The organism is Brevundimonas naejangsanensis DSM 23858, from assembly GCF_000421705.1.
GTDB classification, from domain to species: domain Bacteria; phylum Pseudomonadota; class Alphaproteobacteria; order Caulobacterales; family Caulobacteraceae; genus Brevundimonas; species Brevundimonas naejangsanensis.
In genome coordinates this window covers 318,224-332,784 of the sequence record NZ_ATXN01000002.1, presented here as the reverse complement: position 1 = coordinate 332,784, position 14,561 = coordinate 318,224, and the positions used below count along the sequence as shown (strand labels likewise).

The 14,561-nt window shown below is 66.5% G+C and carries 16 protein-coding genes; 15 read left to right on the top strand and 1 reads right to left on the bottom strand.

Features of this window, described 5'->3' with window-relative positions; genetic code table 11:
- Nucleotides 1–55: 55 nt before the first annotated feature.
- The 15 genes from gor (at nt 56) to H556_RS0101770 (ending at nt 13,898) form a co-directional block, all read left to right on the top strand.
- Nucleotides 56–1,453, top strand: coding sequence for a glutathione-disulfide reductase (gene gor / locus H556_RS0101840; RefSeq protein WP_024352823.1), 1,398 nt, complete (start codon nt 56–58; stop codon nt 1,451–1,453).
- A gap of 95 nt (nt 1,454–1,548) precedes the next feature.
- Entirely contained in the window at nt 1,549–2,292 is a 744-nt protein-coding gene (locus H556_RS0101835; protein WP_024352822.1) for a class I SAM-dependent methyltransferase, read from the top strand.
- An 83-nt stretch (nt 2,293–2,375) separates the two neighbouring features.
- Entirely contained in the window at nt 2,376–3,272 is an 897-nt protein-coding gene (gene mmsB, locus H556_RS0101830; RefSeq protein WP_024352821.1) for a 3-hydroxyisobutyrate dehydrogenase, read from the top strand.
- Between the two features lie 176 nt (nt 3,273–3,448).
- Entirely contained in the window at nt 3,449–4,675 is a 1,227-nt protein-coding gene (gene hemA / locus H556_RS0101825; RefSeq protein ID WP_024352820.1) for a 5-aminolevulinate synthase, read from the top strand.
- Nucleotides 4,672–4,857, top strand: coding sequence for a DUF6898 family protein (locus H556_RS0101820; RefSeq protein WP_024352819.1), 186 nt, complete (start codon nt 4,672–4,674; stop codon nt 4,855–4,857). The genes hemA and H556_RS0101820 overlap by 4 nt, the downstream gene beginning before the upstream one ends.
- 79 nt (nt 4,858–4,936) lie before the next feature.
- Nucleotides 4,937–6,220: a serine hydroxymethyltransferase gene (glyA, locus tag H556_RS0101815; protein WP_024352818.1), complete on the top strand. Its 1,284-nt coding sequence runs from the start codon at nt 4,937–4,939 to the stop codon at nt 6,218–6,220.
- A 12-nt stretch (nt 6,221–6,232) separates the two neighbouring features.
- A complete protein-coding gene (nrdR, locus tag H556_RS0101810) occupies nt 6,233–6,706 on the top strand; it encodes a transcriptional regulator NrdR (protein ID WP_024352817.1) in 474 nt (157 codons plus the stop codon).
- Nucleotides 6,706–7,332 (top strand): bifunctional diaminohydroxyphosphoribosylaminopyrimidine deaminase/5-amino-6-(5-phosphoribosylamino)uracil reductase RibD, encoded by a 627-nt coding sequence (gene ribD / locus H556_RS0101805; protein WP_024352816.1) that lies wholly within the window; start codon nt 6,706–6,708, stop codon nt 7,330–7,332. Before nrdR ends, ribD begins: the two co-directional genes overlap by 1 nt.
- A 78-nt stretch (nt 7,333–7,410) precedes the next feature.
- Complete coding sequence (locus H556_RS0101800) at nt 7,411–8,001, top strand: riboflavin synthase (protein WP_003169440.1); 591 nt, start codon at nt 7,411–7,413, stop codon at nt 7,999–8,001.
- Nucleotides 7,998–9,134, top strand: coding sequence for a 3,4-dihydroxy-2-butanone-4-phosphate synthase (gene ribB / locus H556_RS0101795; RefSeq protein WP_024352815.1), 1,137 nt, complete (start codon nt 7,998–8,000; stop codon nt 9,132–9,134). The genes H556_RS0101800 and ribB overlap by 4 nt, the downstream gene beginning before the upstream one ends.
- Nucleotides 9,131–9,592 carry a 6,7-dimethyl-8-ribityllumazine synthase gene (ribH, locus tag H556_RS0101790; RefSeq protein ID WP_024352814.1) on the top strand — a complete coding sequence of 154 codons (462 nt, stop codon included), beginning with the start codon at nt 9,131–9,133 and terminating at the stop codon, nt 9,590–9,592. Before ribB ends, ribH begins: the two co-directional genes overlap by 4 nt.
- Nucleotides 9,589–10,125, top strand: a complete 537-nt coding sequence (nusB, locus tag H556_RS0101785) for a transcription antitermination factor NusB (RefSeq protein ID WP_035302733.1) — start codon at nt 9,589–9,591, stop codon at nt 10,123–10,125. The genes ribH and nusB overlap by 4 nt, the downstream gene beginning before the upstream one ends.
- A complete protein-coding gene (thiL, locus tag H556_RS0101780; protein WP_024352812.1) occupies nt 10,112–11,101 on the top strand; it encodes a thiamine-phosphate kinase in 990 nt (329 codons plus the stop codon). Before nusB ends, thiL begins: the two co-directional genes overlap by 14 nt.
- A 40-nt stretch (nt 11,102–11,141) precedes the next feature.
- The gene (locus H556_RS0101775) at nt 11,142–11,564 is read left to right on the top strand and encodes a hypothetical protein (protein WP_024352811.1); all 423 of its coding nucleotides are present in this window, start codon (nt 11,142–11,144) and stop codon (nt 11,562–11,564) included.
- Nucleotides 11,565–11,747: 183 nt separating this feature from the next.
- Nucleotides 11,748–13,898: a sodium-translocating pyrophosphatase gene (locus H556_RS0101770; RefSeq protein WP_024352810.1), complete on the top strand. Its 2,151-nt coding sequence runs from the start codon at nt 11,748–11,750 to the stop codon at nt 13,896–13,898.
- A gap of 119 nt (nt 13,899–14,017) precedes the next feature.
- Here H556_RS0101770 and bamE read toward each other — a convergent pair whose 3' ends face one another.
- Entirely contained in the window at nt 14,018–14,497 is a 480-nt protein-coding gene (gene bamE / locus H556_RS0101765) for an outer membrane protein assembly factor BamE domain-containing protein (protein WP_003169448.1), read from the bottom strand.
- Between the last annotated feature and the right edge of the window lie 64 nt (nt 14,498–14,561).

Genomic DNA, 14,561 nt, shown 5'->3' with positions numbered 1-14,561 from the left:
CGATTCAGACGAATTGGACTCTGTTTTTTCGAGTCCGATCCAGCCGGAGCCCCCGATGAGCCAATACGACTACGATCTCTTCGTCATCGGCGCCGGTTCGGGAGGCGTGCGGGCGGCGCGGCTGACGGCGTTGGGCGGCAAGAAGGTCGCCATCGCTGAAGAGTATCGGGTCGGCGGGACCTGCGTCATTCGCGGCTGCGTGCCCAAGAAGTTCATGGTCATGGCCGCAGAGGTCAGCCATGCGCTTGAGATCGCCGAGGGCTACGGTTGGTCGTTCGCTGACGCCAGGTTCGACTGGCCGACCTTCCTGCAGGCCAAGGATGTCGAGATCGCCCGCCTGTCCGGCATCTACGCCGCCAATCTGGGCAAGGCGGGCGTCGACCTGCTGCACGGCCGCGCCGTGCTGAAGGACGCCCACACCGTCGAGGTCATCGGCAAGGACGGCGCTGAAAACCAGACGATCACGGCCGAGAAGATCCTGATCGCCACCGGCGGCCGTCCGTGGAAGCCGGACAGCCTGCCTGGCATCGAGCACGCCATCACCTCCGAAGAAGCCTTTCACCTGCCCGAACTGCCCAAGCGCGTCCTGGTGGTCGGCGGCGGCTATATCGCGGTGGAGTTCGCGGGCATCTTCGCCGGGCTGGGGGTCGAGACGACCCTGATCTATCGCGGCCCCAACATTCTGCGCGGCTTCGACGACGACGTGCGCGCCCATCTGGCGGGCGAGATCGAGAAGCGCGGCATCAAGGTCATCCTCGGCTGTCAGCATGAATCGATTGAGAAGACAGACACGGGTCTGATCAACCACCTCGAAAACGGCATGAAGATCGAGACCGACGTGGTCATGTTCGCCACCGGCCGCGTGCCGTATGTCGAGGGTCTGGGACTGGAAACCGCCGGGGTCGAGCTGAACGAGAACGGCGCCATCAAGGTCGATCAGTATTCCCAGACCACGGCCGACAACATCTGGGCGGTCGGCGACGTCACCGACCGAATGAACCTGACCCCCGTCGCCATCCGCGAGGGCGTGGCCTTCCACGAGACGGTGTTCAGGAACAACCCGCAGAGCTTCGACTATGAAGCCGTCGCCACCGCCGTCTTCAGCCAGCCCCCCGTCGGCACCGTCGGCCTGACCGAGGCCGAGGCCCGCCACGCCTGCCCGGGCGAGGTCGATGTCTACGTCACCCGTTTCCGCCCGATGAAATACGCCTTCACCGGCTCGGACGAGCGGGTGCTGATGAAGCTGGTGGTCGAGGCCGAAACCCAGCGCGTCGTCGGCTGCCACATCGTCGGCCCCGACAGCCCCGAGATGATCCAGTTGGCCGCCATCGCCGTCAAGGCGGGCCTGACCAAGGCCCAGTGGGACGCCACCTGCGCCGTCCACCCGACGATGGCTGAGGAACTCGTCACTCTGAGAGAAAAGCAAGCCCCGGCGGCCATGACCGCCGGTTGATCGTGCGCCGGGACGGCTTGCCAGCCGTCCCATCCGCGCGCCTTATGCCGTCCGAAGGCCCCGACCGGGGCAGCCGCAAGATCAAGGAGTTCGTCATGAAACCGCATCTGCTCGCCGCCGCCGTCGCCGCCGCCTTTCTGAGCGCCGCGCCTGTTCTGGCTCAGGACGCCGCCGCGCCTGCCTATCAGGCCGCCGTCTCCGACACTCTGCGTCCCGCCGATGAGGTCGAGCGCGACGCCCTGCGTCATCCTGCCGAGATGCTGGCCTTCGCCCAGGTGAAGCCGGGCTGGCGCATTGCCGACATCCGCCCCGGCGCGGGCTATTTCAGCCGCCTGTTCGCGCGCGTCGTGGGCGAGAGCGGCCACGTCTACGCCTTCGTGCCGAACCGCACGGCCGAGCGCGAGAACCCGCGCGCCGACGCCCTGGTCGCCGCCTATCCCAACATCAGCCGCGTCAACGGCGACCTGGACGCCATGAGCTTCGACCAGCCGCTGGATCTGGTCTTCATGAGCCAGGAATATCACGACTTCCACATCCCTCGTTTTGGCGTGGATGTGGCCAAGATGAACGCCGACATCTTCAAGGCTTTGAAGCCCGGCGGGCTCTATGTCGTTATCGACCATCAGGCCGCGCCCGGCGCCGCCAACACCGTCGTCGAAACCCTGCACCGCATCGAAGGCGCCCAGCTGCGCAAAGAGGTCGAGGCGGCCGGCTTCGTCTTCGACGGCGAAAGCACGGCCGTCGCCAACCCGGCCGACGACCACAGCCTGAACGTCTTCGACGAGGCGATCCGGGGCAAGACCGACCAGTTCGTCTATCGCTTCCGCAAGCCGAACTGAGGCGTCTCGTCTCAAATTGGTGACTGGCGAAGCGGGTCGTGCGGCGCTAACCCTCGGCCAAAATCCATAAGGGAAACGCACAGATGACTCGCATCGCCTTCATCGGTCTGGGCAACATGGGCGGCGGCATGGCCGCCAATCAGGCCAAGGCCGGGCATGACGTCGCCGCCTTTGACCTGTCGCCCGCCGCGCTGGAACGCGCGGCCGAGGCCGGATGCCGCACCGTCAGTTCGGTCGCCGAGGCCGTGAAGGACGCCGAGGTCGTCATCACCATGCTGCCCGCCGGGCCGCACGTCCTCAGCGTCTATTCCGAACAGATCATCGGCGCGGCGCCCTCCAGCGCGCTTCTGCTGGACTGCTCGACCATCGACGTAGAAACCGCGCGCAAGGTCGCGGGTCTGGCCAAGGAGGCGGGCTACGCCTTCGCCGACGCGCCTGTTTCGGGCGGCACGGCGGCGGCCGATGCGGGTTCTCTGGCCTTCATGGTCGGCTGCGACGAGGCCGACTTCGCCCGCGTCGAACCGGCGCTGGAGCCGATGAGCCGCATCACCATCCGCGCGGGCGATCATGGCGCCGGTCAGGCCGCCAAGATCTGCAACAACATGCTGCTGGGCATTTCGATGATCGGCACCTGCGAAGCCATCGCCCTGGCCGAAAAGCTGGGCCTGGAGCCGGAACGCTTCTTCGAGATCGCCTCCAAGTCCTCGGGCCAGTGCTGGAGCGTGACCAGCTACTACCCCTGGGCCGGCCCGGTGCCGACTGCCCCGTCGAACCGCGAGTATGAAGGCGGCTTCGCTACGGCCATGATGCTGAAGGACCTCAAGCTGGCGCAGGACGCCGCCGCCAAGGCGGGCGCCACGACCCCGCTGGGCGCCCAGGCCGAGGCTCTCTACGCCCTGTTCAACGGCCTTGGCTACGGCGGCAAGGACTTCTCCGCCATGGTGCAGATGCTGCGCGGCCGCATCGATACGCTGAGCTGAGCCAAGCCCGCATCGGGTGGGGAGGTCCCGCAGAGCCGAGGACCGCGGGAATAGCTGAAGCTGAGAACCGTTATCAATTAAGGGGTTGGGACGTTTTGTCCGGCTCCTGACATGGACAAGACAGGGCGGCGCGCGCAATTAGGCCGCAAAGCTGCATAAGCGAAAGAAGCGCCGCCTTGTTCGACTATAAGTCCGCCTTTCAGAACTCTGTGGATCAGGTCCGCAGCGAAGGCCGTTACCGTGTCTTCGCCGATCTGAAGCGGGTGCGCGGGCAATTTCCTCTTGCTCGCCGTCGCCGTGCGGACGGCACGCAGCAGGAGGTGGTGGTCTGGTGCTCCAACGACTACCTCGGCATGGGACAGCATCCGGCCGTGGTCGAGGCGATGAAGACCGCGATCGATCTCAGCGGCGCCGGGGCAGGGGGCACCCGCAACATCTCGGGCACCACACGCTCGGCGGTTGATCTGGAAGCCGAGCTGGCCAGCTGGCACCAGAAGGAAGCCGCCCTGCTGTTCACCTCGGGCTATGTGGCCAATGAGGCGACGCTGTCGACCCTGCAGAAGATCCTGCCCGGCCTGATCATCTTTTCGGACGCCCTGAACCACGCCTCGATGATTGCGGGCATCCGCAACGGCGGCGGCGAGCGTCACATCTTCCGCCACAACGACCTCGAACACCTCGAAGAACTGCTGGCCGCCGCGCCCGTCAATGCGCCCAAGCTGATCGCCTTCGAGAGCGTCTATTCGATGGACGGCGACATCGCTGATCTGGCGGGCACCATCGCCCTGGCCAAAAAATACGGCGCCCTGACCTATCTGGACGAAGTCCACGCCGTGGGTCTGTACGGCGCGACCGGCGCAGGCGTGGCCGAGCGCGACGGCGTGCTGGACGGCATCGACATCGTCGAATGCACCCTGGGCAAGGCCATCGGCGTCATGGGCGGCTACATTGCCGCCGACGCCGTGATCGTGGATGCGGTGCGCAGCTGGGCCTCGGGCTTCATCTTCACCACCAGCCTGCCGCCGGCCCTGACGGCGGGGGCCCTGGCTTCGGTCCGCCACCTGAAGGCGCACCCCGAACTGCGCGACGCCCATCAGGAGCGCGCCGCCACTCTGAAGCGCCGTCTGTCTGAGGCGGGCATCCCCGTCTTGCCCAGCGTCAGCCACATCGTGCCGGTCCATGTCGGCAACCCGGTGCACTGCAAGCTGATCTCGGACATGCTGCTGGAAGAACACGGCATCTACGTCCAGCCGATCAACTATCCGACCGTACCCAAAGGGACCGAGCGTCTGCGCTTCACCCCTTCGCCTGACCATGACGACGCCATGATCGACAAGCTGGTCGATGCGATGGATAAGCTGTGGTCCCACTGTAACGTGGCGCGTCGTCCAGTCGCGGCATGAGGACCGACGCTGAACTCGGCGAAGTCATCGTCGAGTTCGTCCGCAACGGCCCCTATGTGAAATGCTCCGCCGTCCACACGGCGACGGGCGTGGAGGTCTCCGCGATGGGCCCGGCCGCTGAACCGCGCGCGGTCGAACGGGTGGCTATCGCCAAACTGAAACGAGCGTTGTCACAGCGGTGACCCCCTAGATGTTGTGGTGTTCGGCGGCGCGGCCTAGAAGGGAGCGCCGTTTCAGCCTTCAGCCTCCGGGATGCCTCCAGTGACCGCCTTCACGCACGATTCCTATTTCACCAAGAGCCTCGCCGATGCTGATCCGGCGATCTTCAAGGGCATCCAGGGCGAGCTTGGCCGCCAGAAGGAGCAGATCGAGCTGATCGCTTCCGAGAACATTGTCTCTCAGGCGGTGCTGGACGCGCAGGGCTCGGTCCTGACCAACAAATACGCCGAGGGCTATCCGGGTCGTCGCTATTACGGCGGCTGTGAGTTCGTCGACGTCACCGAGGACCTGGCCCGCGAGCGCGCCAAGGAACTATTCGGCGCCGCCTATGTGAACGTCCAGCCCCACTCGGGCGCTCAAGCCAACCAGGCCGTCTTCTTCTCCCTGCTGCAGCCGGGCGACACCTTCCTGGGCATGGACCTGGCCTGCGGCGGCCACCTGACCCACGGTTCGCCCGCCAACCAGTCGGGCAAGTGGTTCCGTCCCGTCACCTATAAGGTGAACGAAGACGACCATCTCATTGATTATGATCACGTCGCCGAAATGGCCCAGAAGGAGAAGCCCAAGCTGATCCTGGCCGGGGCCTCGGCCTACAGCCGCCACATCGACTTCAAGCGCTTCCGCGAGATCGCCGATTCGGTCGGCGCCTATCTGATGGTCGACATGGCTCACTATGCAGGCCTGATCGCGGGCGGGGCCTATCCCGACCCGATGCCCCACGCCCACGTCGTCACCACCACGACCCACAAGACCCTGCGCGGCCCGCGCGGCGGCATGATCCTGTCCAACGACCTGGATCTGGGCAAGAAGATCAACTCGGCCGTCTTCCCCGGTCTGCAGGGCGGCCCGCTGGAGCACGTCATCGCCGCCAAGGCCGTGGCCTTCGGCGAGGCGCTGAAGCCCGAGTTCAAGCTCTACGCCCAGCAGGTCGTCAAGAACGCCCAGGCCCTGGCCGGCGTCCTGGTCGAACGCGGCCTGGCCATTGTCTCGGGCGGCACGGACAGCCACCTGATGCTGGTCGACCTGCGTCCCAAGGGCGTGACCGGCAAGGCCACCGAGCATGAGCTCGAGAAGGCGCTGATGACCTGCAACAAGAACGGCGTGCCGTTCGACACCGCCCCCTTCACCGTCACCTCGGGCGTTCGCCTGGGCACCCCGGTGGGCACCACGCGCGGCTTTGGCGAGGAAGAGTTCAAGCAGATCGGCCACTGGATCGCCGACGTCGTCTCCTCGATGAACGGCGGCGACGAAGCCGATCCGGCCGTGGTCGCGGGCGTCGCCGCCCAGGTGCGCGAACTGACCGCGCGCTTCCCGATCTATCGCTAAGAGGTCCATCGGATGAAGTGCCCCTTCTGCGGAAACGCCGACACCCAGGTGAAGGACAGCCGCCCGTCTGACGACGGCGCGGCCATCCGGCGCCGTCGGTCGTGCCCGCAGTGCAATGGGCGCTTCACCACCTTCGAGCGGGTGCAGCTGCGCGAACTGGTCATCCTGAAACGGAACGGCCGCCGCACCCCCTTCGATCGGGACAAGCTGGAACGCTCGCTGGGCATCGCTCTGCGCAAACGTCCGGTGCAGCCCGATCAGGTCGAGCTGCTGGTCAGCCGCATCGTGCGCCAGCTGGAAAGTCTGGGCGAGACGGAGATCCCGTCCAGCATCGTCGGCGACTTCATCATGAAGGCGCTGAAGTCGGTAGATGAGGTCGCCTACGTCCGTTACGCCTCGGTCTACAAGGACTTCCGCCACACCAGCGATTTCGCCAAATTCCTCGGAGACGAGGGTTTCGACGAGACCAAGTCTGGCCAGGACTGATGCGCTCGCGCGTCACACTGAAGCTGGCCACGTCGCTGGACGGTCGCATCGCCACGGCCACGGGCGAAAGCCAGTGGATCACCGGCCCGGAAGCGCGCCTTCAGGGCCACCGCCTGCGCGCGACACATGACGCCATTCTGGTCGGCGTCGAGACGGTGCTGGCCGATGATCCGGAACTGACGGTGCGTCTCCAGGACTACGACGGGGGGCATCCTCTTCGTGTCGTCCTCGACAGTCGTCTGCGGACTCCTGCGACGGCCAAGGTCGCCAGCGGCAACACCCTGATCATCACGACCGCCGCGCGCCACGCCATCGGCCACGCCGAAGTCGTCACCGTCGCCGCCATCGACCGCCGCCCAGCCATCCCCGCTGTCCTCGACGCGCTCGCCGCCCGCAATATCCGCTCCATCCTGATCGAGGGCGGTGGCCGCGTCGCCGCCTCCTTCATCCAGGCGGGGGCGGTGGACGCCATCGAGTGGTTCCGCGCACCGATCCTGCTGGGCGGGGAGGGGCGGTCCTGCGTCGCCTCCCTGGCGCTTGCAAAGCTGGCCGACGCCCCCAAGTTCCGTCGTCTGGGCGTCGAGCCTGTCGGAGACGATCTGTGGGAACGCTACGCCCGCGCCTGACGCCTCCCCAGGCGCGATTTCAGACGAATTAGACTAGTTAGACTCTGTTTTTTTGGGTCCGGAGGGACCGGAGCTTTCATGTTCACCGGCATCGTCACCGACATCGGCCGCGTCCGCAGCGTCCGTGAAACCAACCGCGACCGTCGCTATGAGGTCGAGACCGTGTGGGACACGGCGGGCATCGACCTGGGCGCCTCCATCAGCCATGCGGGCTGCTGCCTGACCGTCACGGAAAAGGGCGAGGGTTGGTTCGCCGTCGAGGTCTCTGGCGAGACCCTGTCCAAGACCAAGCTGGGCGACTGGAGCGAGGGCAGCCGCATCAATCTGGAGCGCGCCGCCAAGCTGGGCGACGAACTGGGCGGCCATATCGTCTCGGGCCATGTCGACGGTCTGGGCGAGGTGATCTCCATCACGCCCGAGGGCGGATCGCACCGCATCGTGATCGAGGCGCCCGCGCCCCTGCACAGATTCATCGCTCCAAAGGGCTCAATCACGGTCGATGGGGTTTCCCTGACGGTGAATGGGGTGCATGAGCGCCGCTTCGACGTGAATATTATCCCGCACACGTGGGATGCGACCACCCTCGGCGGCCTGAAGGTCGGCGAAAAGGTCAATCTGGAGATCGACATGCTGGCGCGTTACCTCGCGCGGTGGCAGGAGACCGCATGATGAAACTGGCCGTCTACAATACCGACAGCCCGATCAGCTCGATCGAGGACATTATCGAGGACGCCCGCAACGGCCGCCCCTACATCCTGGTGGATGCCGAGGACCGCGAGAACGAGGGCGACATCGTCATTCCGGCCCAGTTCGCCACGCCGGACCAGATCAACTTCATGATCCGCTATGCGCGCGGCCTAGTCTGCCTTGCCATGACGGCCGAGCGCGCCAAGCAGTTGCGCCTGCCGCCGATGGCCGCCGAGAACCGCGAGAGCATGGGAACGGCCTTCACCATCTCGATCGAAGCCAAGGAAGGCGTCACGACCGGCATTTCGGCCGCTGACCGCGCCCATACGGTTCAGGTGGCCGCCGACCCTTCGCGCACCGCCGACGACATCGTCTCGCCGGGCCATATCTTCCCGCTGGTCGCGCGCGACGGCGGCGTCCTGGTCCGCACCGGCCACACCGAGGCGGCCGTGGACATCAGCCGTATGGCCGGCCTGATTCCCGCCGGGGTGATCTGCGAGATCATCAAGGACGACGGCGAGATGGCGCGGATGCCCGACCTGATCGCCTTCGCCCAGTTGCACGGGCTGAAGATCGGCACCATCGCCGACCTGATCGCCTATCGCCGCCGCACCGAGCGCTTTGTCGAGCGCGTGATGGAGACGCCCTTCCAGAGCGTTCACGGCGGCGAGTTCAAGCTGATCCTCTACCGCAACACCATCGAAGGTGCCGAGCACGTCGCCCTGGTGCGCGGCGATATCGACCCCGCCAAGCCGACCGTCGTGCGGATGCACCAGGTTGACTTCGCCGCCGACCTGCTGGGCCACGTCGAGGCTCGCCAGGACTATATTCCGAAGGCGATGCAGGCGCTTGCGGCTCAGAATGGGCCGGGCGTCGTCGTCTTCCTTCGCGATCCGGACCTGCATGGTCTCGCCGAACGGCTGGGCGGCGTGCCCAAGCCCGCGGCGGCGGATCGCTCGCTGAAAGCCTATGGCGTCGGGGCGCAGATTCTGCTCGACCTCGGCGTCAAGGATATGATCGTGATGAGTTCGACGCGGCCCAATCCGACGGCGCTTGAGGGCTATGGCCTGCGCATCGTCGGTTGGCGCGACATGGACGGAGAAGACCAATCTTGAACGACCCCACTCGCGTCCTCATCGTTGAGGCGCGCTTCTACGACGAACTGGCCGACGCCCTTCTGGAAGGGGCGAAGGACGCCCTGCGCGCGCAAGGCGTTCAATACGACGTCGTGACCGTGCCCGGCGCGCTGGAAGTTCCCACCGTGATCGCCATGGCCGAAGAGGCCGGCCGCTATCCGACGGCGCCGCGCTATGACGGCTATGTCGCCCTGGGCTGCATCATTCGCGGCGAGACCTATCACTTCGAGATCGTTTCGGATCAGTCGGCCGCCGGTATCCGCAATCTGGGCCTCAAGGGGCTGGCCATCGGCAACGGCATCCTGACGACCGAGGACGAGGAGCAGGCCTGGACCCGCGCCCGCCTCAGTGAGGGCGACAAGGGCGGCTTCGCGGCTCGCGCCTGCCTGGACCTGATCGCCATCCGCAAGCGCCTGCGCGGGGGGCTGGCCTCGTGACCGAACCGACCAGCGCCCCGGCGACCGTCGCCGAAGTCATGGCTCAACTGGCCGAGGCTGAAAAAGCCCGCGCCGAGCCGCAACTGACCAGCCGCCAGCGCCGCGCCCGCACGGTCGCCCGTCTGGCCGCCGTTCAGGCCCTGTATCAGATGGAGCTGGCGGGGGAGGGCGTCGACAGCGTCGTGCGCGAGTTCCGCAATCACCGATTCGACGCCGACATCGACGGCGCGCCTCTGGCTGAGGCGGACGAGGACTGGTTCGCCGACATCGTCCACGGCGTGGTCGAGGATCAGCGCGGCATTGACGAAGCGATCAAGGCGCGTCTGGCCTCCAACTGGCGTATGGAGCGTCTGGACGCCACCCTGCGCGCCCTGCTGCGCTGCGGCGCGTGGGAGTTGAAGCACAAGCCGGACGTCCCGCGTGAGATCGTGATCGACGAATACGTCGAACTGGCCAAGGCCTTCTTCGACGATGCGGAGGCGAAGTTCGTGAACGCGGCGCTGGACGGCGTGGCGCGCGATGCCCGCGATTGACGTCGCGGGTGAATTCGAGACCATCCAGCGGCTGCTGAAGCCGCTGGCTCACCCGGAATGGGCGAGGGGGCTGGCCGACGACGTGGCCGCGCTGCCCTCGCGTCCGGGACACGACCTGATCCTGACCAAGGACGCCATCATCGAAGGCGTCCACTTCCTGCCCGACGATCCGTTGGACACGGTGGCGCAGAAGCTGCTGCGCGTGAACCTGTCCGATCTGGCCGCCAAGGGCGCCGAGCCGTTCGGCTATCTGCTGGCCTGCTGCTGGTCCGAACGCTGCGGCTGGCCCGAGCGCGAGGCCTTCGTCGCCGGGCTGCGGCGCGATCAGGCCATTTTCGACATTTCCCTGCTGGGCGGCGACACGGTGAAGACGCCAGGACCGGCCAGTTTCTCGGCGACGATGATGGGTTGGGCGCCATCAGGTGCGGCGGTCAGCCGGGCCGGGGCGCGGCCCGGCGATCTGGTCTTCGTCACCGGCACGATCGGCGACGGCTGGCTGGGCCTTCAGGCCGCCCAGGCGACCCTGACGCTGGAGCCTGAGCGCATGGACGCGCTGGAGGCCGCCTATCGCACCCCCATGCCGCGCGTGGAGTTCGCGCCCGTCGTTCTGGGCCTCGCGACGGCCAGCGCCGACGTCTCCGACGGCCTTCTGGCCGACGCCGCCCACATCGCCGAGGCCAGCGGCGTCTGTCTTGAGATCGATCTGGAGGTCCTGCCGATGTCGGCGGCGGCCCAGGCCTGGTTCGAAGGCCGCGTCGACCCGCAGGCGGCGCTGGAGCTGCTGGCCAGCGGCGGCGACGATTACGAGATCCTGCTGACCATCCCGGCGGGCGCCGAGAACGCCCTGCGCCGCGAAGCCGAACGCCGCCACCTGCGCCTGACCTGCGTCGGCCGCGTAACCGAGGGCAGGGGGCTGTCCCCGCGCTATCTGGGCCAGGCCATCACCCCGACCCGCACCGGCTGGACCCACGGCTGAGCGCAACGGAATCCTAACCGGGCAGGGCCAGACTGAGTTCATGAACCGCCGCGCCCTGATCCTCGCCCTCGCTGGCGCCGCCCTGTCGGGACGAGCGCTCGCCTCGCCTTCAGCAGAAACGCCCGCCCAGCCCGCGAGCTTCAATCTGACCGGCGTGGGCCTGCCGATCATCGTGGGCGGCCGCGTCCGCAACTACGTCTTTGCAGAACTGAGACTGCATCTGGGTGAAGGCCAAACCTTGGACGCGGTAAGGGCCAAGGAGCCCTACCTGCGCGACGCCCTTGTCCGCGCCGGGCACCGGACCCCCTTCGTCCTCGCAGACGACTGGAATCAGTTGGACGCGGCAGCGCTGAGCGCCATCCTGATCCGCTCGGCTGACAGCCTGATCGGCAAAGGCGCGATCACCCGCGTCGAGGTCGTCAGCCAGGCCGCGCGCCGCCGCACGACCGTTCGCCCTCTCTGAACGCCCTAAAAGAGCGCTGTTGCGCCACGCCTCTGCTTTTGGCACGATTTAGCCGCAATTCCCGAGGGGCGTGAATTTGCGTCCGTAAGCGCACGGGGGGACCGGAAGGCGGCCGAGAGGCGACAACGCCCGTAGCGCAGCCCATGGAACCGCGCGTCTAGTTGCATAAGGCTTGGAAACGCCATGACGTCATATCTTTGGCTGGTCATTGCGGCCGGCGCTTTGGGGGTGCTTTACGGCGCCGTCCAGACCGCCGCCTTGATGAAGGCCGACAGTGGTAATGAACGGATGCGTGAGATCGCCGCGGCGATCCAGGAAGGGGCATCCGCCTATCTGAAGCGTCAGTACACAACGATTGGCATTGTAGGGGTCGTGATCTTGGTCGCGGCCTTTTTTCTTATCGGAATCTGGGCGGCGCTCGGCTTCCTGATCGGCGCGGTCCTGTCGGGCGCGGCGGGCTATGCGGGGATGCTCATCTCCGTGCGCGCCAACGTCCGCACGGCCCAGGCGGCGTCGCAGAGCCTGTCCAAGGGGCTGGACCTGGCCTTTCGCTCGGGCGCCATCACCGGCATGTTCGTGGCGGGCGGCGCGCTTCTGGGCGTGTCCGGCTACTACGCCTTCATGACGCAGGGGCTGGGCCACGCCTCGACCAGCCGTGAGGTCATCGACGGACTGGTGGCTCTGGGCTTCGGCGCCTCTCTGATCTCCATCTTCGCGCGACTGGGCGGGGGCATCTTCACTAAGGGGGCTGACGTCGGCGGCGATATGGTGGGCAAGGTCGAGGCCGGCATCCCTGAGGACGACCCCCGCAACGCCGCCACCATCGCGGACAATGTGGGCGACAACGTCGGCGACTGCGCCGGCATGGCCGCCGACCTGTTCGAGACCTATGCCGTCACCACGGTGGCGACTATGGTGCTGGCGGCCATCTTTTTCCGCAACCAGCCCTATGTCGACGTGCTGATGCTGTTGCCGCTGGCGATCTGCGGCGTCTGCATCGTGACCTCGATCATCGGCACCTTCTTCGTCCGTCTGGGCAAGAGCGGCAACATCATGGGGGCCCTGTATCAGGGGCTGATCGTCACAGGCGTCCTGTCGTTGGGCGCGGTCTGGTGGGTGATCAACCAGCTTCTGCCGGGGGCGGTCGAAACCTCAGGAGGCCTGCTGATCCAGCCGATGAATCTGTTCTGGGCGGGCGTCGTCGGCCTGCTGGTCACTGCGGCCATCGTGGTGATCACCGAATACTATACCGGCACGGGCTTCCGTCCGGTGAAGTCGGTGGCCAACGCCTCGGTCTCGGGGCACGGCACCAACGTGATCCAGGGCCTGGCCATGTCGCTGGAATCTACCGCGTTGCCAGCCCTGACCATCATCGTCGGCATTGTCGCGGCCTTCCAGTTGGCGGGCCTGTTCGGCATCGCCATCGCCACCACAACCATGCTGGGCGTGGCGGGGATGATCGTTGCGCTGGACGCTTTCGGCCCGGTTACGGACAATGCGGGCGGCATCGCTGAGATGGCCGGCCTGCCGCCGGAAGTCCGCGTCTCGACCGACGCTCTGGACGCCGTGGGCAACACCACCAAGGCCGTGACCAAGGGCTACGCCATCGGGTCTGCGGGTCTGGGGGCGTTGGTCCTGTTCGCCGCCTATGTGGAGGACCTCAAGTTCTTCGCAGCCGAGGCGGCGCCGGGCAGCTTCTTCTACGGTCTGGGCGCGGTCGCGTTCGACCTGTCCAACCCCTATGTCGTGGTCGGCCTGCTGTTCGGGGGGCTGTTGCCCTTCCTGTTTGGAGGGCTGGCGATGACGGCTGTGGGGCGCGCCGCCGAGGCCGTGGTGGCCGAGGTCCGGCGTCAGTTCCGCGAGAACCCCGGCATCATGACGTTCGAGACCAAGCCGGAATACGGCCGGGCGGTCGACATCCTGACCAGCGCGGCTATCCGCGAGATGATCGTGCCGTCGCTGCTGCCGGTGCTGTCGCCGATCGTCCTGTTCGTGGTCATCCTGTTCATCCAGCCGGACAAGGCCAACGCCTTCGCCGCGCTGGGAGCGATGCTCATGGGGGTGATCGTGACGGGCCTGTTCGTCGCCATCTCCATGACCTCGGGCGGCGGCGCCTGGGACAACGCCAAGAAGGTGATCGAGGAAGGCTTCACCGACAAGAACGGCGTGGTCCACGGGAAGGGCTCGGAAGCGCACAAGGCCGCAGTCACCGGCGACACGGTGGGCGATCCCTATAAGGACACCTCCGGCCCGGCGGTGAACCCGATGATCAAGATCACCAACATCGTCGCGCTTCTGCTGTTGGCTGTGCTGGCGAGCGGCAAGATCGTCTGACGGCGCTCTACTGCAACTGAAGACGCCCCGGAGAGCGATCTCCGGGGCGTTATCTTTTTTGCGCCCTATGCTCGCGACGCGGTCGCTTGCGGCTTGAGGGCGACTGTATGCTGCGGGCGTTAATCCGGGCGGCGCTGGCCGGGAACGTCGTCCTCGGTGCGCGGCAGTTGGCCGCGGCCGACGTTGCCGAGCAGTTGTTCGAGGATGGTCAGTTGGCGTCCCCGCGTCGGGGTCTCGCGGCGTTCCATCGCGATCTGGCGGCCGTCATCCAGTCCCAGATTACGCACCGAAGCGACCTTGCCGTCGGCTTCGTTGAAGGTGATCTCCGTCACCGTCCGCTGCGACACCTGCGGCTTGTTGTAGGTGTAGCGCTGCGTCGTCTGGGTCAGGTAGTACCAGACGTTCTCCGACTCGAAGGTCGAGGTGGTGGAGGGCGTGCCCAGCTTGGTCAGCACGGTTTCGCGCGTGTCGACGCCAGACTCGATATCCTGGGGTTTGACGTCCACGGCCTGAAAGCCCTGGGTGGCGACAACCGGCGCGCAGGCGCCGGCGGCGGCGGCGAGCGAGGCGGCGATGATGAGCGACGTAAAACGGGGCATCGGCGATGGGCCTCAAGAAATAAGGTCTTTGACCTAACCGTCGCTGCGTCCTAGTGCAACGGCG